The sequence below is a fragment of the Solidesulfovibrio sp. DCME genome (assembly GCF_049995385.1).
Lineage (GTDB): Bacteria > Desulfobacterota > Desulfovibrionia > Desulfovibrionales > Desulfovibrionaceae > Solidesulfovibrio.
This window is the reverse complement of the sequence record NZ_CP188261.1, coordinates 3,982,222-4,000,683: the sequence shown is the minus strand read 5'-3', so window position 1 is coordinate 4,000,683 and position 18,462 is coordinate 3,982,222. Positions and strand designations below refer to the sequence as shown.

General features: G+C 54.9%; 17 protein-coding genes, 1 tRNA gene, 3 pseudogenes and 2 riboswitches. Of the genes and pseudogenes, 8 read left to right on the top strand and 13 right to left on the bottom strand.

Going from position 1 to position 18,462, the window contains the following annotated elements; all coding sequences use genetic code 11:
• Positions 1-15: 15 nt before the first annotated feature.
• From ACP59X_RS17710 to ACP59X_RS17700, 3 genes are all read right to left on the bottom strand, one after another.
• Entirely contained in the window at positions 16-396 is a 381-nt protein-coding gene (locus ACP59X_RS17710) for a (2Fe-2S) ferredoxin domain-containing protein (protein WP_428560916.1), read from the bottom strand.
• Positions 397-414: 18 nt separating this feature from the next.
• On the bottom strand, positions 415-930 hold the full coding sequence (locus tag ACP59X_RS17705; RefSeq protein ID WP_428560913.1) for an NADH-quinone oxidoreductase subunit NuoE family protein: 516 nt from the start codon (positions 928-930) through the stop codon (positions 415-417).
• 619 nt (positions 931-1,549) lie between these two features.
• A protein-coding gene (locus ACP59X_RS17700) for an IS5 family transposase (RefSeq protein WP_428560910.1) occupies positions 1,550-2,303 on the bottom strand; the annotation gives its coding sequence in 2 pieces (ribosomal slippage) (positions 1,550-1,976 and positions 1,975-2,303; 756 coding nt in all).
• Positions 2,304-2,517: 214 nt separating this feature from the next.
• Between ACP59X_RS17700 and ACP59X_RS17695 the strand changes: the two genes are divergently transcribed.
• Both ACP59X_RS17695 and ACP59X_RS17690 read left to right on the top strand, forming a co-directional pair.
• On the top strand, positions 2,518-2,967 hold the full coding sequence (locus ACP59X_RS17695) for a TetR/AcrR family transcriptional regulator (RefSeq protein WP_428560908.1): 450 nt from the start codon (positions 2,518-2,520) through the stop codon (positions 2,965-2,967).
• On the top strand, positions 2,879-3,910 hold the full coding sequence (locus ACP59X_RS17690) for an IS5 family transposase (RefSeq protein ID WP_428560906.1): 1,032 nt from the start codon (positions 2,879-2,881) through the stop codon (positions 3,908-3,910). The genes ACP59X_RS17695 and ACP59X_RS17690 overlap by 89 nt, the downstream gene beginning before the upstream one ends.
• 233 nt (positions 3,911-4,143) lie before the next feature.
• Here the strand turns inward: ACP59X_RS17690 and ACP59X_RS17685 are convergent.
• Positions 4,144-4,897, bottom strand: a protein-coding gene (locus tag ACP59X_RS17685; protein WP_428558424.1) for an IS5 family transposase whose coding sequence is annotated in 2 segments (ribosomal slippage) — positions 4,144-4,570 and positions 4,569-4,897 — 756 coding nt in all. Because the reading frame shifts where the segments join, the coding sequence is not laid out codon by codon here.
• Between the two features lie 702 nt (positions 4,898-5,599).
• On the opposite strand from ACP59X_RS17685, the gene larC reads away from it, so the two are divergent.
• Positions 5,600-6,481, top strand: coding sequence for a nickel pincer cofactor biosynthesis protein LarC (gene larC / locus ACP59X_RS17680; protein WP_428560904.1), 882 nt, complete (start codon positions 5,600-5,602; stop codon positions 6,479-6,481).
• Between the two features lie 26 nt (positions 6,482-6,507).
• On the opposite strand, the gene ACP59X_RS17675 is transcribed toward larC, so the two are convergent.
• The 5 genes and pseudogenes from ACP59X_RS17675 to ACP59X_RS17655 form a co-directional block, all read right to left on the bottom strand.
• On the bottom strand, positions 6,508-6,849 hold the full coding sequence (locus ACP59X_RS17675; RefSeq protein WP_428560901.1) for a hypothetical protein: 342 nt from the start codon (positions 6,847-6,849) through the stop codon (positions 6,508-6,510).
• Positions 6,850-6,973: 124 nt separating this feature from the next.
• Positions 6,974-7,387, bottom strand: coding sequence for a DsrE family protein (locus ACP59X_RS17670; RefSeq protein ID WP_428560898.1), 414 nt, complete (start codon positions 7,385-7,387; stop codon positions 6,974-6,976).
• 165 nt (positions 7,388-7,552) lie between these two features.
• A pseudogene (locus ACP59X_RS17665) lies at positions 7,553-7,693 on the bottom strand (transposase); the annotation flags it as partial.
• A 145-nt stretch (positions 7,694-7,838) separates the two neighbouring features.
• Entirely contained in the window at positions 7,839-8,213 is a 375-nt protein-coding gene (locus ACP59X_RS17660) for an iron hydrogenase small subunit (protein ID WP_428560896.1), read from the bottom strand.
• Between the two features lie 10 nt (positions 8,214-8,223).
• Positions 8,224-9,489 carry a [FeFe] hydrogenase, group A gene (locus ACP59X_RS17655; protein ID WP_428560894.1) on the bottom strand — a complete coding sequence of 422 codons (1,266 nt, stop codon included), beginning with the start codon at positions 9,487-9,489 and terminating at the stop codon, positions 8,224-8,226.
• A gap of 318 nt (positions 9,490-9,807) precedes the next feature.
• A riboswitch (cobalamin riboswitch) is annotated at positions 9,808-10,014 on the top strand.
• 96 nt (positions 10,015-10,110) lie between these two features.
• On the opposite strand from ACP59X_RS17655, the gene ACP59X_RS17650 reads away from it, so the two are divergent.
• The 3 genes from ACP59X_RS17650 to ACP59X_RS17640 are packed head-to-tail and all read left to right on the top strand — an operon-like array spanning position 10,111 to position 11,679.
• Positions 10,111-10,428, top strand: a complete 318-nt coding sequence (locus tag ACP59X_RS17650; RefSeq protein WP_428560892.1) for a hypothetical protein — start codon at positions 10,111-10,113, stop codon at positions 10,426-10,428.
• Entirely contained in the window at positions 10,425-10,778 is a 354-nt protein-coding gene (locus ACP59X_RS17645) for a hypothetical protein (RefSeq protein ID WP_428560889.1), read from the top strand. Before ACP59X_RS17650 ends, ACP59X_RS17645 begins: the two co-directional genes overlap by 4 nt.
• Positions 10,765-11,679, top strand: a complete 915-nt coding sequence (locus ACP59X_RS17640) for a methylenetetrahydrofolate reductase (RefSeq protein WP_428560887.1) — start codon at positions 10,765-10,767, stop codon at positions 11,677-11,679. Before ACP59X_RS17645 ends, ACP59X_RS17640 begins: the two co-directional genes overlap by 14 nt.
• 147 nt (positions 11,680-11,826) lie before the next feature.
• Here ACP59X_RS17640 and ACP59X_RS17635 read toward each other — a convergent pair whose 3' ends face one another.
• The 3 genes and pseudogenes from ACP59X_RS17635 to ACP59X_RS17625 all read right to left on the bottom strand — a co-directional run bounded on the left by ACP59X_RS17635 (position 11,827) and on the right by ACP59X_RS17625 (position 14,404).
• Entirely contained in the window at positions 11,827-12,594 is a 768-nt protein-coding gene (locus tag ACP59X_RS17635; RefSeq protein WP_428560885.1) for a FecCD family ABC transporter permease, read from the bottom strand.
• A 43-nt stretch (positions 12,595-12,637) separates the two neighbouring features.
• Positions 12,638-12,973, bottom strand: a pseudogene (locus tag ACP59X_RS17630) (TonB-dependent receptor plug domain-containing protein); the annotation flags it as partial.
• Positions 12,974-13,178: 205 nt separating this feature from the next.
• A riboswitch (cobalamin riboswitch) is annotated at positions 13,179-13,374 on the bottom strand.
• Between the two features lie 139 nt (positions 13,375-13,513).
• On the bottom strand, positions 13,514-14,404 hold the full coding sequence (locus tag ACP59X_RS17625) for a LysR family transcriptional regulator (RefSeq protein ID WP_428560883.1): 891 nt from the start codon (positions 14,402-14,404) through the stop codon (positions 13,514-13,516).
• A gap of 123 nt (positions 14,405-14,527) precedes the next feature.
• Between ACP59X_RS17625 and metE the strand changes: the two genes are divergently transcribed.
• Positions 14,528-16,822 carry a 5-methyltetrahydropteroyltriglutamate--homocysteine S-methyltransferase gene (metE, locus tag ACP59X_RS17620; RefSeq protein ID WP_428560881.1) on the top strand — a complete coding sequence of 765 codons (2,295 nt, stop codon included), beginning with the start codon at positions 14,528-14,530 and terminating at the stop codon, positions 16,820-16,822.
• A gap of 104 nt (positions 16,823-16,926) precedes the next feature.
• Positions 16,927-18,214: pseudogene (gene glyA / locus ACP59X_RS17615) on the top strand (serine hydroxymethyltransferase).
• 135 nt (positions 18,215-18,349) lie between these two features.
• On the opposite strand, the gene ACP59X_RS17610 reads toward glyA, so the two are convergent.
• Positions 18,350-18,425 (bottom strand) — tRNA-Lys (locus ACP59X_RS17610).
• Between the last annotated feature and the right edge of the window lie 37 nt (positions 18,426-18,462).

The window sequence follows — 18,462 nt, the reverse complement described above, 5'->3', positions numbered from 1 at the left end:
CGTCTCCCGATAGGGTTACAGAACAACCCGTTGGTAGTTCACGGGGATGATTCCCTCGACCGGCTCGCCCTTCATGACATATTCAGTGATAAGCGCCCTGGCCTTGGCCTCATCGACATTGCCAAACAAAACCGGCACTTTTCCAGGCAACGTTATTTCCACGGTCGGTTCGGCGTAGCAGTAGGTCATGCAGCCGGATTGCATGAATTTCACGTCAACCAGTCCGTTTTTAGTCACTTCGTCCTGCATGGCCTCCATGGCGAACTTGCCGCCGGCGGCAATGGAGCAGGTGGCCAGCGACACGTTGACAAGGGTAGCGGTTGTATTGGCAGCAGCGTTGTCGAGAAGTTCCTGCCGCTTGGCTTTGAGGGCTTCCAGGGAAGTTATGATGCTCATGCTCTGCTCCGTGTTTGGCTAGTATTCGGCCAGGATCTTTTTGACTTGGCCCGGGGTGACATTGGCATAGACTTTCTTGCCGACCATAACGATGGGAGCCAGGGCGCACCCGCCCACACACCGTAACGTATCGATGGAGAACTTGCCGTCCGGGGTGACGTCGCCGACGCCGATTTTCAGCTGCTCCTTGAACGCCTGCACCACCTTGTCCGCACCCTTGACGAAGCAGGCCGTCCCCATGCAGATGGATATGGGATACTTCCCTTTGGGAACCATGGAAAAAAATGTATAGAAGCTCACTACGCCGTATACCTGGGCTAACGAAACATCCATATAATCAGCAACGAACTGCTGTACCTCTATGGGCAGGTAGCCGAACACGCTCTGCGCCTTGTGCAGAACGGTCACCAAGTGTCCTTCTCTCTTGGGTAGTCCATCGATAAACTGGAGAACTTCCCGATAAAGCGTTTGCGGCAGGACCGCGTGGTCGGGGACACGGCATTCACCGGTCATTTGACAGGTTGAGTTTTGCATAAAGGCACCTCTTCTTGGGTTTTTCTGGCTCAATACCTGAGGCAGAATCGCCAACCCCTGGATGATAGCCGCTCTACCGGGAGTGGCGGTTTTCGTGTTCTCTTGTACGCAGGAATCGACGATTATTTTTGCACTACGGTGGCTTGCAAAGTCTGACCATGTCACAGGCCCACCCCGCAAGACTGTGCTTTTTGCGCGAGAGGGAATTATGAAAGAGAATTCCCGCCCTATCGAAATAGGCCGGAGGGCGAGAGGAACAGGGGGGGGAGACACCCGGCATATTACGCAAGAAACAAGCAAGTACAGTGGGTTAAGTCAGGGCAGGGCAAGGCGTTCGTCATAACTGCCAAACGGGTCAAAATATTACCCCTTTTGCGACTGCTTTGAGCGAGGCTCAGGCTTGGCCCACTGTTAGGGTCAGCGCTAACCGTAGCACGTTTTAAAAAATAGTACACCCCCTAATTGGGGTTCGGGGTATGGGAAAGGAATCCGCAGGTCAGTTGTGCTCTTGGTAGCGTTGGAACTTCGCGAGGAGAATGCCTGTCCACGGTCAAGTTGGTGCTCCAGGTAGGGAAGTGCGCCTTGATCCTTGACGGGACCGGCTAGGTTGTGTAGACATTTACCGTAGCCAGACAGCTATCGCCGCCACATGGAGAAACGACAAGTATGCGATGGCCAGCTTGTCATATCGTGTGGCAATTCTCCTAAACTGTTTGATCTTATTGAACATGCGTTCGATCGCATTTCTTTCCTTGTAGATATGGCGGTCATAATCGCGAGGCATCTTCCGAAGAGAACGGGGCGGGATAACAGGCTCGGCCCCTTTCGATCTGATGGCATCAACGATAGCCTGCGAGTCATATCCCTTGTCTGCAAGCACAAAATCAGCTTGTTGATCTTCTATTAAAGGCAAAGCTTGATTATAATCCGATTCATTGCCACCTGTAAGGATAAATTTTGTTGGACAACCTAATGAATCAGTTGTAGCATGGACTTTCGTGGAGAACCCACCTTTTGATCTACCGAATTCCTGAAACTGCTGCCCCCTTTGCGCCAGCGGCATGTTGATGTGCCCGAACAATGGTGCTGTCAATCATAAGCCATTCCGTATCCGCATCAGCTGCTAAGGTGTTGAAGATCATTTGCCAGACGCCATTTTTTGACCATCGAATAAATCGTTTGTGTACTGTTGACCACTTGCCATAACAAGTAGGCAAGTCGCGCCATGGTACTCCGGTCTTGGCCATCCACATCACCGCGTTAAGGAAAAGCCGATTGTCTTCCGCCGTTCTTCCTCTATCACCGGCTTTTCCGGGAAGAGCGTCCTTTATCTTGTCCCATTGCTCATCAGTAATGGTGTGTCGTAGCTCCATTGTATCCCTCCTGTAGAGAGGAATAGCATGGGACAGATCAAATGTCTACACGGCCTAGGAAGACCGACCGGCTCCGGGTAAATACCAGCCCCTGTGACTCCTTAGGCCCAATCCCATCCTCATGCCACTGCCGCGTCAAGTCGCAGCGAATAGCCAGAACCAAGGGACGAAATAGATGTTGACTCTTTAGAACGACCGGTCTAATTAGTCAGCCATGAAACGCATTCACAGTAAAGACACGCTCCTCCAGGTTGGGCTCGATCTCGTATGGAGCAGAGGGTTCAACGGCACCGGTGTTGAGGCGATTCTGAAGGAAGCAAAAATTCCAAAGGGTTCATTTTACAACTTTTTCTCAAGCAAGGAAGAATTTTCCCTTGCGGTTATCGACAAGTTTGTTGCAGGCAGGGCTGAAGTGCTCTCCCCTATTCTTAACGATGCGTCTTTACCACCGATTGAGCGTGTCAAAAACAGTTTTGAAACCATCATTGAGACCGATGCACGGCAATTTACGATAAAATCTTGTAAATATATGCAGTTGGTGTATATTTTCTCCATCGAAATTGATGGAGGCGAGCATGAGCGAACGCACTTCTTCCAAGCCCGGCATTGCCGACTACGTTGTTGCCCGTCGCAAACGCAAAGAGTGCTTTCTCGACGAGATTGATCGCCTCATCGACTGGAACCCGCTGGAAAAGCTTTTGCGTAAAACGCTCAAGCGGGTAGTCAACGCCGTGGGCAATCCGGCTTATCCGCCGCTTCCCATGTTCAAGATCCTTCTGCTGCAGCGGTGGTACAACCTCAGCGACACGGCGGTGGAAGAGGCTCTGTACGATCGTTTCTCCTTCGTCCGGTTCGTGGGCCTTTCCCTGGATCACGACGAGGTGCCCGACGCCACCACGATCTGTCGCTTCCGCCAGAGCCTCGTTGAGCGCAATGTGCAAAAACGTTTGCTGGACAAACTCAACCACCAGTTGCAGCGACGCGGCCTCCTGGTACGTGAAGGAGCCATCGTCGACGCCAGTGTCGTGTCATCCGCGCGCCGGCCGCTCAAGGTGCTCGATGTCCTCCCGCAGGATCGCCAAGAAGACAACGATGACGGAACGGATGTGACGATCAGCTATTCCGATGATGCCGAGGCGGCCTGGCTTCGCAAAGGCAACCGAGCGTTTTACGGATACAAAATCCACGCCGCCACGGACAACCGGGACGGCTTTGTCCTCGGCGGCCATGCCACGCCGGCAAACCGGTCCGACACGGAGGAATTTGTCGCCGTCCTGGATGAGGTCGACGCGAAAGCCGGCGAGAGCATTTTTGCGGACAAGGGATACAGCAGCCAACTCAACCGCTATGTGCTCCAGGTTCGAGGCCTTGCCGACGGCATCATGTACAAGGCTGCTCGCAATAGGGCGCTGACCCCTGCGGAAAAATTTGCCAATCGTCAAATCAGCAGCGTCCGGGCGAAAGTCGAGCGCGCCTTCGGCACACTCAAGCGCGGCTATGGATTTCACCGCGCAAGGTACCTCGGACGGGCCAAGGTCGAGCTGGAGTTTCTCCTCAACGCCATGGCTTTCAACCTGAAAAAAGCCGTTCTAAAGGCAGCCTGCTGAGGATAGATGTCTCCTTTGGCGGCGGAAGCGGCCAAAGGAGGCGGGAAACAGCTTTGTCGCTGCGGAAAAGCACGGGAAACCGCCGGTTTTACGCTCAAAAAAGTCCCGAAAGGCGGATAGCAGAGACCTCAAAGAATTTGTGCAGCGGTCTCTTGTAAGCCATATCAAATAATTCATTTATTTCTACGCTAAAATATTCATTCCCCGGACTATTCTCTAGGTTGTGTAGACATTTACCGTAGCCAGACAGCTATCGCCGCCACATGGAGAAACGACAAGTATGCGATGGCCAGCTTGTCATATCGTGTGGCAATTCTCCTAAACTGTTTGATCTTATTGAACATGCGTTCGATCGCATTTCTTTCCTTGTAGATATGGCGGTCATAATCGCGAGGCATCTTCCGAAGAGAACGGGGCGGGATAACAGGCTCGGCCCCTTTCGATCTGATGGCATCAACGATAGCCTGCGAGTCATATCCCTTGTCTGCAAGCACAAAATCAGCTTGTTGATCTTCTATTAAAGGCAAAGCTTGATTATAATCCGATTCATTGCCACCTGTAAGGATAAATTTTGTTGGACAACCTAATGAATCAGTTGTAGCATGGACTTTCGTGGAGAACCCACCTTTTGATCTACCGAATTCCTGAAACTGCTGCCCCCTTTGCGCCAGCGGCATGTTGATGTGCCCGAACAATGGTGCTGTCAATCATAAGCCATTCCGTATCCGCATCAGCTGCTAAGGTGTTGAAGATCATTTGCCAGACGCCATTTTTTGACCATCGAATAAATCGTTTGTGTACTGTTGACCACTTGCCATAACAAGTAGGCAAGTCGCGCCATGGTGCTCCGGTCTTGGCCATCCACATCACCGCGTTAAGGAAAAGCCGATTGTCTTCCGCCGTTCTTCCTCTATCACCGGCTTTTCCGGGAAGAGCGTCCTTTATCTTGTCCCATTGCTCATCAGTAATGGTGTGTCGTAGCTCCATTGTATCCCTCCTGTAGAGAGGAATAGCATGGGACAGATCAAATGTCTACACGGCCTAGCGTTCGAAAATTTTTAAGTTTGAGCTGCTAACATAATAAAGTTAAACATTTTTTGCATATACGGTGGTCGCGCAAGAGTTTGGCCTGGAAATTTTTGGGGAAAACGACTTGGGCATTTCCTGTTGGCGCCCATGGAAGAGGTCAACCGCCCGGATCGGCTTCCTTCGCCGGCTGCGTTTCGTCTGAGCTGCCTCTGGGTTGTGGAAGGACTTTTTTCTTGCGGTTCGGGATCGAGGCGTGATAAATGTCGTGTTACGAATTATTTTTTTTTATTCGTATAATAATATTAAAATTTAAAGCTTACTCGGAAGCTAAAAATTTGGGGATAATATGTGCCACGATTGTGACGCCGGATATCGACACGAACAACGCCATGCGCATAAACATTTACAGGGTAACAAAAAATATAGCTACCTGTATACAGCAAGGGGTGCTCAGAAGAGCTGCTCTTGCAATGCCAATGTGAGCTTGGAACTTGGGAATCATAAAAACACTATCGATGAAGAAAATCAGTATTTAGCTGCTGCCATATAATTCATGTAGGCGACTTTTGGATACGTCGTCAACAAAACATCATTTGAACTGGCATGGGTGCTGAATTTATTTTTTGCCTCGTCTAAAGATTATTTTACGTGGAGATGTCTATGTGTGATGCCTGCGATGCTGAGTATCAGTACAAAGATAAGGTCAACGGCTGTAATAATGCAAGTCAGCCAAACAGATATGCAGCGCATATTGCCAGCGACAATCAATTTGAAAATTTCACAGATAAAGCTGTAGAATATGAGAAATATATAAATGGTGTATTGGTAATACGTCCTTGTAGCGGATTGTCCGGTGATATGTTTGTATCTGGTTTGGCTACGCTGCTTGGTTGCAGCTCAGAAATTTTAGAAGACCTGGCAAAAGTAATTAAGCTTCCAGAGCTAGAAGGGAGCCTTCTGTTGACGAGAAAAAGTATCCAAGGAATCGGCGGCTGGTGTTTGTCCCTTTCGCTACCGCACATGCATAGTCATAACAAGTTGAAGGATATTATTGAAATAATCAATAAAAGTAATATGACTGATAATGCCAAGCAGTTGGCTATAAAAGCGTTTGCTATAATTGCCGAAGCAGAGGGGAAGGTTCATGGTGTTGCCGCAGATCAAATAACTTTTCATGAAGTCGGCGCTCTCGATAGTATTTTGGACATTTGCCTTGCGTGTATCCTGTATGATAAAATAAAACCTGCTCGTTTCGTGTGCGGGCCTCTGCCGGTATGTGATGGTACCGTTGTATGCTGTCACGGAGTTTTGTCTACACCAGTGCCTGCTGTCTTAGAGATGTTGGGAAATATGCCAGTGGTTGGGGTTCCGACTTGTGGAGAAACGATCACGCCGACAGCAGTCGCTTTACTCAAAGCTTTTGATGCACAGTTTGGAGCTTGGCCTGGGATGATCGTACAGAGAGCGGCGTTGGTATATGGTACCAACGTGTTGCCAAATATACCAAACGGGGTCATATTTTCATATGGAGTATTAAACTAGGAGGTTTGATTACGTATTTTGTTTTTTTATGCGATTGAAGGGCCAAAGGTTTGGTCCTCGACCATCCCGTGTGATTGAAGAAATAAATGTGCCGTCTTGGCAAAGTGAAGGAGAATGCCCATAAAGTAAAAAAGGAGGACACTATGAAAGGCGACCACGAACACCACCATGACCATGCCCACGCGCATACCCATGAACACGAACATGAACACGAGCACCCCGGCATAGGCAAGCATAGCCACAAGCATAGCCACGTCCATACCCATGAACACGAACATGAGCACAAGCACCCCCATGAGCATGAGGCGGGCGAAGGTGTTCACGATCACGACCATGGCGAAGAACACGGCCCCCATGATCATGTACACGAGGGGCATGCTGCCGAATCTCACGACCATAAGCACTAATTTTCGGCTCTTCCGGAATTTCCGTGGGTAAGGCCCCTGGATTCAGGCGGACCCGGCTGGGCCCGCCCACGGATTCCCGCATTCGCTACCAGGACAAGGTTTTTGTGTTGTCCTGAAAAAGGGCTTCTCCCGTAGTTTCGGGATTGCCCATTCGAGTGCCTTGTATAAGATCGGCTTCGTTCACTCCAAATGTCTTGCTGCAAAACGGACAGACAAGTACTTGTGCTCCTTTAGCGATTATTTCTGCAATCAACTCCTGTTGTTCGCGAAACTGGGCTTTGTTCTTCGCGCTCGCCATCATTACGGCTTTGTCATTCATCCAAACAGTTAACGAATGCCCCCGTTCCATTTGAGCCTTTCCAAAACCAAGCGCCATCAAGGAGCGATGGCCATCCTCGCTCGTCAGATTGATGAAAAGAGGGTCTGATTTTCCGGCTAACGCACTGCTGCAGACCATGAGCAAAATGAAGCAGGTGAACAGCAATCCTTTTTTGAGCATAACACCTCCTACTCTTTGAATTGTTGCCGCGAGAGATGCAAAGGCCACTTGGTTTCTTCATGGGGCTATCGCCCACCATCCGGGGGACAGAAGAATGCCTTTTGAATAATACCAATGAAAAATCATAACAACCGAAAAAGAAGAATTTTACGAGAAAAGCTCTCGTCACGTGCTGGCTGGATAAAGGTCCAAACCGACGCAAAGGAAGTAGATGGCTGTTTTAAAATGCTCCCTGCTCTTGTAGCCGCAAGCTTTCCTCTTGATGGCCATGATCTTGCTGTTAAGCCCTTCGGCCACGCCGTTGGTATAGACCAACTGCGTGCTCGCATGGGCTTTTTCTATTTATATCCCCCCCCCCCGGCGTAAGAGCGCTGACTGGATAGCCGCAACAATCGAACCTTAGGGTCAGGTGTGCCCTTGCCGCAGGTCCAAGTGTCACAGCGGCAGGGGGTTATTCGTAGGGGTAGGTTGTTCCGGCGAATTCCTTGGCCCGGGGATTGGGGTACTGCCCGGCTGCAATCAATTTCTTGATGTTTTTCGAGCGATCTTCCCAATGCGTGTGGAGGAGTTGTTCGGCCTTGTGGCTCATGGGCTCTTCCAAATAGTTTTTGTAGAGTGTCTGGACCTGCACGTTCTGCTGCGATGCACGCTCCTTGAATGCGGCATCCGCACCGTAAACGCCGTCGATCCGGTCCATCATGAAATCCTTGAGCTGTTTGGCGGCCGCCACGGCCCGTCCGGTCAAGCGCAAGCCGATCAAGGCTCCGGCTGACAACGTGCAGGCTGTTTTTAGAAATCCCCGTCGGGTAAAGCTTATAATCGACATGGCGCGCTCCTTAGGCTTTCTGTTCGTTGTAAAGGTCCAGGCGCTTTTTCATGGACGCATAGAATTTCGTCACGCGCTGGTCCATGGACTGCAGTACCGTAGGCATAATAGGTTGCCCGCCACCCATGACACAGCCACCCGGGCAGGCCATGAATTCGATGAACTGCCACGGCGATTTGCCGGACTTGACCACTTCACAAACCTCGGCAAAGCGTTTTGCGCCATGAACCACGGCAACTTTGACCGGGGTGCCTCCGACATCGACGGTGGCTTCCTTGAGACCCTTGAGTCCGCGTACCGCCTTGAAATCCCAGCTTTGCGGAGCCTTGCCCGTAACGGCCTGATAGGCGAACCGTAAGGCCGCTTCCATGACACCGCCAGTGACGCCAAAGATGGTGCCGCCGCCGGTGGATTCGCCCATGAGGGGATCGCGCTTGCCATCAGGAACGGTTTTCAGGTCGATGCCGGCTTTCTTCAGCATATAGGCTAATTCGCGGGTATCAATCGTGGCATCGATGTCCTGGTAGCCGCTGGACCAGTTGACCGGCCGCATGCCTTCGTACTTCTTGGCCGTGCACGGCATGATGGAAACGGTATAGACGTCGGCCCGGGGGTATTTCATGGTGTCCGCGCCGTAGGTCTTGGCCAGGGACCCCAGCATGCCGATAGGCGATTTGCACGAGGACATGTGGGGGAACAACTCAGGATAGAACGTTTCCACGTATTTGTGCCAGCCTGGGCAGCAAGAAGTGAATTGCGGCAACGGCTTGTCAATCTTTTTTGTAAGCCGCTTGACGAACTCCGTGCCCTCTTCCCAGATGGTGACGTCGGCGGTCCATTCATTATCCCAGACATGGTTGAAACCAAGTTTTTGCAACCCGCCAAGCATCTTGTCCGTAGTCACGGTCCCCACCGGCATGCCGAAGCAGTCACCCAGGCCGTAGCGCACGGCTGGAGCGGGCATGGCGATGACTTTCACGTTTTTATCCTTGAGTTTTTCCTCAATAACGGGGACCCAAGACTGCTCTTCGTAGATAGCCGACACAGGGCAATGCGTCAGGCATTGGCCACAGTTGATACATGCTTCATTATGAGGAATTTTGTGGGGCTCGCCTGTCTCGCCAACCACAGCACCCGTTGGACAATAGTTCATGCAGGTGTCACATCCAATGCATTTGCTTTCATCGATCTTGATAAAATACAGCTTGTCTGGGTCCGCTTTCGGATCAGGAGACTGCATTTCATAGAAGATCTTTTCCATTTCTATCCGACTCATAAATAACCTCCGCTACCTTAAATAGTTACATTGCAATTTAGTGAATACCGCCCTAAAAAGACTCGCGAATCACACCGAAGCCAACGGCGCATTTTTTTGGGGGGGGTGGCACGCCTCCTTTTGGATGTCGGGTGTTACGAATTTTTATTTAGTAATACCGGTAGGATAAATATACTCATGTAGTATGATATAATATTGCCACACGTGGCGCAAGGGGTATTGAATTTCCGGAGAGTTAGTTTCGCCGACGAAGTGACATTCGATTATTTCTCGGCCGAGCTGGCCAGGGCTTGGTGCGTACTTGACGTCAATCCGAGCCGAAGCTATGGAAAATAAGGTTTTGTGTGCAGAGACAGACCATTCGGGAAACGGAAGACGGTGTAAATCCGTCGCAGACGCGCTGCTGTAATCGGGGTTTGCCGGCGGCGGGCCACTGAGCCCTGCTCGGGAAGGATGCCGCCAAGTTTTCCTGGTCGAAAGGACCAGCCCCCGTAAGCCAGAAGACGCCTCGAAGTGGTCGGCAATCCAGGCCTCGCGACATGGGCCGGGGTGACCAGGACAGGATGCGTCTAGCCTGCCCCGTTCATTCTTGGCCCGTTCTCCTCCGAGGGAACGGGCTTTTTGCGTTTCGCTCGCGTCGCCGGCCATGCCGACCTTCTTCTGAATCCCTTTGGGCACGGCAAGGAGGCATGTGGCATGGTGACGTGTTCATCTAACTTTCCTCATAGCGACATCAAGCGTGAGCCAAAGACCTTCCTTGAGGATTGGTGCGGGAAAAAGAACTCGACAGGTCTGATCCACGCTGCCGATACGTTGCGACCCCGCCTCTCAAAGTTCGACCAATATGAAGCGGAAAGCGACATCATGGCTGCTTTGAGAAACTCAGTCAAAGCAGCGGCTGTCGTGCGCCAATATCCGGCCGGGGCCAGGTCGCAATGAAACGCGAACACAAAAAGGACCAAGCCGAGATGTTCGCCATTCCCTTGCCAGCGGGCGCAGCAGGCTTGCTTGCGGCCTTAAGGGACATGGGCGAAGGGGATCGGCGCAAGTATGCCGGGCTTTTTTGCCAGGCAATCGCTGCGGGAATGAAAATACCGACCGCATCCTGCTCCCCTCCGGACGCTCCCTTTTCCGCACAGAAGGCCGACTCATATTGCCCGCTCAGTTGCCTCGGAGAAATATGGCCGGAGGAAACTCTGGCCGCCAACCTGCGCGCAGCCTCCGCTGCGACAACAACCGCGCCCAACGGCGCTATCGTCTTGATGATGGTGAAACATGAAAATAGCTGATTTGATGCCCTCAAGAAGTCGGTTTGTCTCTTTAGAATTTTTTCCCCCAAAGGAGCACAACGCCTGGCAAGGATTCGAGTCACAGATAGAACGGATGGCTGAGCTTGCCCCTCTGTTCGTTTCTGTGACGTACGGAGCCGGCGGCGGCACGCGGGCCACCACCCTTGCGACGGCCTCATGCCTGCAGGAACGGTTTGGATTATTCCCCATGGTCCATCTGACCTGTGCTGGGGCGACCCACGAGTCCATCGTGAGTTTCATGGAAGAACTTCAGGACATTGGAATAACCAACATCCTCGCATTGCGGGGCGACTTGCCGCCGGGCGTCCTTCCGACGGCGAATTCCGGCTTCTCTCATGCTTCCGATCTCGTTGCCTTCATCAGGTTGCGGTATCCGGAAACGGGGATCGCCGTAGCCTGCTACCCTGAAGCGCATCCGGAAGCCGCCAGCATCGCCGACGACCTTGAATGGACCAAGCACAAACTGGATGTCGGCGCGGATTTCGCCATCACCCAGCTATTTTTCGACGTCCGCTGCTATAATGATTTCGTCGCCCGATTACGCCGCAGGGGTGTCGTCAAGCCTATCATTCCCGGCGTGCTCCCGCTTCTCAGCATGCAATCCCTGCACAGGATTCTCTCACTTTGCGGCGCGAGTATTCCGGTAAAACTGTACCTTGAGTTGGTGCAGGCGGACAAAGATGGCGGAAATGAAGCCGTACGGCGCAAAGGCATAGAAATCGCACAACGCCAAATTCGTGACCTTATTGAACAGGGAGCGTCAGGAATACATCTTTATACACTGAATAATGCGGATGCTTGTATCGATATATTGTCTGGTGTTGACTATTTCGATACTCAAAAGAAAATATCTAGCCCCTCACACGAGGTTGTGACCTGATGATTCCGCCATGGCTTGTAACAGACTGCTATGAAAAGCCCATCGCAGCCGTTCACCGGGATAATCACTCGTGATCCCGGTGAATGGGACGACTTCCCGGCAGAGCCGTGATGCGAGGCGTATCCGTGAACGGATTGCAGTCTACGGCTAGATTCCAGTCATGGTCGCGGTGGTGGTGACGAGCACGCCCTGCACAAGACGCACCCGCACCCCGAGGTTTGCGGCCGCCTCGTCGCCGAGAAGGAGCAGGTTCATCGTCTGAGACAAGGCGAAGACCAACATGGCCCCGGCGACGACGCACAGGGCGGGGATCGGCAAAGAACCCAACGTGGCCGAAGACGTGTCGCCCATGAGCCAGACCAGTGTGGCGTGCAAGGTATGATCCCTGGTCATGGAGAGGAAAAACATGATGGCGGCCGAACAGAAGGCATTGACCATGACGCCGGACAGGACAAGGGAGGGCGTTGCCACGTGCCCATCCCGTAGCGACAGGGTCACGGCCACGCCAAAGGCTGCCATTGCCCCGAAAAAGGCGAGCGGTCCGGCTCCCAGGAACGTGGGCAAACCGAGCAACATGCCGCCCACCACGCCGAGGGCCGCTCCACCGGACACGCCGAGGATATAGGGATCGGCCAGTGGATTGCGCACCAGCGTTTGGAAGACCAAGCCACTAAGAGACAGCGCGCCGCCGGCCAAGGCCGCCAGCAAGCTCCGGGGCAGCCGCAACTTCCAGACGATGGCCAGGACGGTCGGGTCGCAGGCGTCGCTTTGGGCAAGCGCCCGCAGCACATCGTGCAGGGGAAGGGAACTCGATCCAACGACAAGGCCGGTGATCAGGGCCGCCGCGAGCAGCCCGGCAAGGGGCAGGCAGACCAGGGTCAGCCGGACGGACAAGCCGGCGTCGGCATATTTCACGGCTGTTTCCCGGCCGCAGGCGCGGGCGGTTGGCCGAGGCCCCATACAGGACCGATCCGGGACCGCGCATGATCTCCACGCGTTCCACGTTGTCCAGGGGAATCAGCGCAAGATTGCCCGAGCCGGAGGGGTTGCCGTCCACCAGCACCAGGGTCTTGGCATCCATGTTCGCCCCTGGCGAGACATAAGTGTCGAACCCTCGCAGGCGAAAACTCGTGTAAGCGCCTGGGTACTGAATGGTCGTGCCCGGCGATTTCCGGGCGATCAGTTCGCCCAAGGTGTCCACGCCCAGTTGGTTGATTGTCTCCCGGCCGAGGACCTCGACATGGACGGGAACCTCGCTGGCCGGAGCCGGGGTGGCCGTGGCCGTGACGAGCATTTCAGGAAGGTTGAACGTGTCTTCCCGGTCCTCGGCCGCCAGGCCCAGACAGGGCAAGACCATGACGACAGCCAGCGCAGCCAGCACGCAACGCATAAAAAGACCTCCTGCTTCGTTGAAGAAGAGGAGGGCCCGAGGAAACACAGACACGACACCCCACCAATCAGACGGGGTGTTGTCCATGGGTCGGCTCTGCCTCGAAGCCCGCCATGACTTCTCGCAGGCTGGTCTCCCGGCTCAAGGATCGTCCTACTTGCCGCGCCTTCCCATCCGCGCCTTTGCGCGGACAGTGGCTGTGTGCGGTTTTCGTCCCCTTTCACGGTTGCGGGCCAGCGCCGGTTTCGCACCGGACTTCCCACTTAGCCGCATCGCGGATGCGGACCTGCGAGTTCAATAATGCAGAGTAGTTGCCCGGCTCATACAGATATTGTCAAGCCGGATTCCCTCTTGCGCCCTCTCCCGAGGGGGCGGGCACCAGCGCTGCCAAGAGTATAGGAGCGTGTAACCTTCGCAGCCAATCAGGGACACACTACCGAGGGGCTATCGATCACGATACGCACGCGCCAACTCCACAAAGGCCCTCAGGTAATCGATGTCGGCGTCTGCCTCGCGGATACCGAGAAATATTTTCTTGTCTATGCCTTGCGCTCCCAAGCGCACCGGGAACACGGCGAATTTGCCGGCGTTCTCTTCGACCAGCCAACGCGGCAAGGCGGCCACGCCCCGGCCGCTGGCCACCATTTGAAGCATGATCTCGGTGGTTTCAATCCGCTTGTGCTGTTTGGGGATGATGCCGGCAGGCGTGAGGAATCGGGAATAAATATCGAGCCGATCAATGTGGACCGGGTAGGTGATCAGGATTTCCGCTGCAAGCTGTTCCGGCTCAATATGGCTCGCTGCGCGCAAGGGGTGGTTCGGCCCGACGACCAGCACCTGCTCATAGTCGAACACCGGCTCGAAATATAAGCCTGTCTTGTATAATGGATCGGGAGTCACGAGCAAATCGATTTCATAGCCGACCAAGGCCCCAATTCCGCCAAACTGGAATTTCTGCTTCACGTCCATATCCACAGCCGGCCAGGCATCCAAGTACGAAGCTGCAATCTTCAGCAACCACTGGTAACATGGGTGACATTCCATGCCAACGCGCAACGTGCCGCGCTCACCCTGTGCGAACTGATGGAGCCGCTCTTCAATGTGAGCGAACTGCGGCACCAAACGATTCGCTACCGCTAATAAATAGGTTCCTGCCTGTGTTGGACGCAGGCAGCGACCTTCGCGACGCCATATTGCTACGCCGAGCGTGTCTTCCAGCTTGCGAATGCTGTGACTCAGCGCGGATTGCGTGAGGTGTAAATGCGCTGCGGCGGCAGTCAGCGAACCGTGCTGCGAGACGGCGCGGAGGGTCTCCAGGTGGATGCGCTCTAACATGGCCGGCTTCCTCATCTATGAGCAGACGTCATGAGAATGTGAGAAAATACCATTTTTGTTCATGGTTTCAAAGCGCTATTTGGCCATCCTGGCATCGCAATAAAATCAACCGGAGAGAGGGGTATGGCATACACGCACAATCTTGGCTTCCCGCGCATCGGGGCCGCACGCGAGCTCAAATTCGGCCTCGAATCCTATTGGAAAGGCACGTCTTCCCTCGATGCCCTCAAATCGTTGGGGGGCACCCTCCGCCAGCGCCACTGGCAGGAACAATTGGGCCTTGATCTCGTGCCCGTCGGCGACTTCGCCTTTTATGATCACGTGTTGGACATGAGTTTCACCTTGGGCAATCTGCCCCATCGCGTGCGCGCCTTCCACGGCGATGCGCTGGACAATTCCTTTCGCCTCGCCCGCGGTCGCTCGGCCCAGGCGGCGGACATTCAGGCACAATGCCGCGACGGTGTCGCTGCCGGAGAAATGACCAAATGGTTTGACACCAACTACCACTATATAGTCCCCGAGTTCAGCGCCGACACCGCGTTCAAGCTTGATGCCTCGCGCTTGCTAGAGCAATTGGCCGAGGCGAAGGCCCTGGGCGTCAACGCCAAGCCGGTGATCATCGGGCCTGTCACTTACTTGGCGCTTGGCAAGGCCAAGGACGGCTCCGACAAGCTCGCGCTGCTGCCTCGGTTGCTCCCTGTTTATGCCGCATTGCTGGACATGCTGGCCGCGCAGGGCGTGAAATGGGTACAGGTCGACGAGCCGCTTCTTGTCACCGAACTCGACAACGAGTGGAAGCAGGCAATGGTCACGGCCTATGAGGCCCTCAGGCGCAACGCCCCGAAGCTCCTGCTGGCTACCTACTTCGGCTCCCTGCAAGAGAACCTGCCGCTGGTCGCCGGCTTGCCGATCCAGGGCGTCCACCTCGACGCCGTCAACGCGCGCCACGAAGTCGATGATCTTCTTGCCCGATTGCCGGCTGATCGCGTGTTGTCCCTGGGGGTCATCAACGGCCGCAACATCTGGAAGGCCGACCTGAACGCCGTGCTCGACTGGTTGGAGCCTCTGGCTGGAAAACTGGGCGAGCGTCTGTGGATCGCCCCTTCCTGCTCTTTGCTACACGTTCCCGTAGATCTGGAGAGCGAACAGAAACTTGACGCCGAGGTTGCATCCTGGCTGGCTTTCGCCAAGCAGAAGCTTGGCGAGTTGCGGGTGTTGGCCGTCGCCCTGAACCAGGGGCGCGACGCGGTCCGGGCCGAACTGGATGCCAATCGCACCGCCATTGAGGCCCGACGCAGTTCGCCGCGCGTGAACAACCCGGGTGTCAAGTCCGCCCTTGCGGAAATCAGGCCGGAACTGGGACAGCGCAAGAGTCCCTATGCGCAGCGCGCAGCCAGCCAGGCCCCGCTACTCAATCTGCCGAAGTTTCCCACCACCACCATTGGCTCCTTTCCGCAAACGGCGGAAATCCGCCAGGTGCGCAGCCAGTTCAAGGCCGGCAAGGTCAACGAGGCCACGTACCGGGAAGCCATGCACGGGGAAATCGCCCGGTGCGTGCGCGAGCAGGAAGCACTCGGCCTGGATGTCTTCGTGCATGGCGAGGCGGAACGCAACGACATGGTCGAATACTTCGGCGAACAACTCGACGGCTACGCCTTCAGCCAATTCGGGTGGGTGCAGTCCTACGGCTCGCGCTGTGTGAAACCGCCCATTCTTTTTGGCGACATCGATCGCCCGAAAGCCATGACCGTGGCGTGGATCACCTACGCCCAGTCCCTGACCAACAAACCCATGAAAGGCATGCTGACCGGGCCGGTGACCATCCTGAACTGGTCTTTCGTGCGTGACGACCAGCCGCGCTCGGTATCCTGCAAGCAGCTCGCCCTGGCCATTCGCAAGGAAGTATTGGACCTGGAAAAGGCCGGGGTGCGCGTGATCCAGATCGACGAGGCCGCGTTGCGCGAAGGCCTGCCGCTGCGCAAATCGCAATGGAAGGAGTATCTGGATTGGGCTGTGGAGTCCTTCCGCATCACCGCCAACGGCGTGGCCGACGAAACGCAGATCCATACCCACATGTGCTACTCGGAGTTCAACGACATCATCGCGTCCATCGCCGACATGGACGCCGATGTCATCACCATCGAAACCTCGCGTTCCGACATGGAGTTGCTCGACGCCTTTGACGACTTCAACTACCCCAATGAAATCGGACCAGGCGTGTATGACATCCACTCGCCCAATATCCCAAGCCAGCAGCACATCGTCGACCTTATGCAGAAAGCCGCCGAGCGCATCCCTGCGGAACGCCTTTGGGTCAACCCCGATTGCGGCTTGAAAACCCGCCAGTGGAACGAGGTGATCCCGGCATTGACCAACATGGTCACCGCAGCGAAGGCGCTGCGCGCCACGTTTGCTTGATGCAATCTGGAATGAGCCGCGCGACATTGAACGCCGCGTGGCCCCGATACACTCCATCCCACCAGCCCGGCTCCGTGTCGGGCTGCGAATTTTGAGGTGCCCACATGTTTGAACGGATCCGCCATACTCTCGACCAGATCGATCCCGAGGTGTTCGCCGCCATCCAACAGGAAAATCGGCGACAGGAAGATCACATTGAGCTTATCGCTTCCGAGAACTACGCCTCGCCAGCCGTGCTGGCCGCCCAGGGATCGCAACTCACGAACAAGTACGCCGAAGGCTATCCCGGCAAGCGCTACTATGGTGGATGTGAACACTGTCGATGTCGTCGAGCAGTTGGCCATCGACCGCGTGAAACAACTCTTCGGGGCCGAAGCCGCCAACGTGCAGCCCAATTCCGGTTCACAGGCGAACCAGGGTGTGTTTTTCGCCGTGCTCAAGCCGGGCGATACAATCATGGGCATGAACCTTGCCGAGGGCGGCCATCTTACCCACGGCATGGCGCTGAACATGAGCGGAAAATGGTTCAATGTGGTCAGTTATGGTCTGGACGACCAAGAGGATATCGATTACGCCGCGCTGGAGCAGCGAGCCCGTGAAAGCAGGCCCAAGCTCATCATCGCCGGTGCATCGGCCTTCGCGTTGCGCATCGATTTCGAACGCATTGCCCATGTGGCCAAGGAGGCCGGGGCATTTTTCATGGTGGACATGGCACATTACGCCGGCCTCATCGCTGCAGGCGTCTACCCTAATCCCGTTGCGCATGCCGACTTCGTGACCACCACAACGCACAAGAGCTTGCGTGGTCCGCGCGGTGGGGTGATTCTCATGCGCGCCGAGCATGAGAAGGTTGTCAATTCGGCGATATTCCCTGGCATTCAGGGTGGGCCACTCATGCATGTCATTGCCGCCAAAGCCGTTGCCTTCAAGGAGGCGATGGCCCCGGAATTCAAAATATATCAGCAGCAGGAGTTGAAGAATGCAGCCGAATTGGCTGCAACCCTGGGCAGTCGCGGCCTGCGTATCGTTTCCGGGCGCACGGAGAGCCATCTGATGCTGGTGGGCCTGCGCGGCAAGCGGATCACAGGCAAGGAAGCCGAGCGCGTGCTGGGTTTGGCCCGTATCACCGTGAACAAGAACGCCATCCCCAACGACCCCGAAAAACCCTTCGTCACCTCCGGCATCCGTCTTGGAACACCGGCCATGACAACACGCGGCTTCGGAGAGGAAGAGTCGCGCATTGCCGGCGAGTTCATCGCTGATGTGCTCGATGCACCACAAGACGGCAGACGGCGTCAGTTTCGGCCGCTTAGGGTCGTGTCCGCACCGGTTGCCGCTCCTCTCGTGGACTGCCACGGAAAGAGTGGAGTGGGGAGCAACATTGCCTCCTGACAATGTCGCCCCCTAGGCGTGTTCCGAGGGATATTTTGTGTCCGGGACTATTCCGGGATTAGAAGTGCCTTTGGGCAAAAACAAAGGGTCACATGGCCCGGGTGCTTCCGGCATGTAACCCTTTGTAATTTTTACTGGTGGGCCATCAAGGACTCGAACCTTGAACCAACGGATTAAGAGTCCGCTGCTCTACCAATTGAGCTAATGGCCCGCGCGGCGCTTGCGTGCAGCACTCATGCGCGGCGAAG

Coding starts and splice junctions, on each gene's coding strand:
- ACP59X_RS17655 (WP_428560894.1), bottom strand. CDS start 9,489: ATGAGTCGGATAGAAATGGAAAAGATCTTCTATGAAATGCAGTCTCCT.
- ACP59X_RS17660 (WP_428560896.1), bottom strand. CDS start 8,213: ATGTCGATTATAAGCTTTACCCGACGGGGATTTCTAAAAACAGCCTGC.
- ACP59X_RS17690 (WP_428560906.1), top strand. CDS start 2,879: ATGAGCGAACGCACTTCTTCCAAGCCCGGCATTGCCGACTACGTTGTT.
- ACP59X_RS17625 (WP_428560883.1), bottom strand. CDS start 14,404: ATGTTAGAGCGCATCCACCTGGAGACCCTCCGCGCCGTCTCGCAGCAC.
- ACP59X_RS17710 (WP_428560916.1), bottom strand. CDS start 396: ATGAGCATCATAACTTCCCTGGAAGCCCTCAAAGCCAAGCGGCAGGAA.
- ACP59X_RS17645 (WP_428560889.1), top strand. CDS start 10,425: ATGAAACGCGAACACAAAAAGGACCAAGCCGAGATGTTCGCCATTCCC.
- larC (WP_428560904.1), top strand. CDS start 5,600: ATGTGTGATGCCTGCGATGCTGAGTATCAGTACAAAGATAAGGTCAAC.
- ACP59X_RS17670 (WP_428560898.1), bottom strand. CDS start 7,387: ATGCTCAAAAAAGGATTGCTGTTCACCTGCTTCATTTTGCTCATGGTC.
- ACP59X_RS17640 (WP_428560887.1), top strand. CDS start 10,765: ATGAAAATAGCTGATTTGATGCCCTCAAGAAGTCGGTTTGTCTCTTTA.
- ACP59X_RS17705 (WP_428560913.1), bottom strand. CDS start 930: ATGCAAAACTCAACCTGTCAAATGACCGGTGAATGCCGTGTCCCCGAC.
- metE (WP_428560881.1), top strand. CDS start 14,528: ATGGCATACACGCACAATCTTGGCTTCCCGCGCATCGGGGCCGCACGC.
- ACP59X_RS17695 (WP_428560908.1), top strand. CDS start 2,518: ATGAAACGCATTCACAGTAAAGACACGCTCCTCCAGGTTGGGCTCGAT.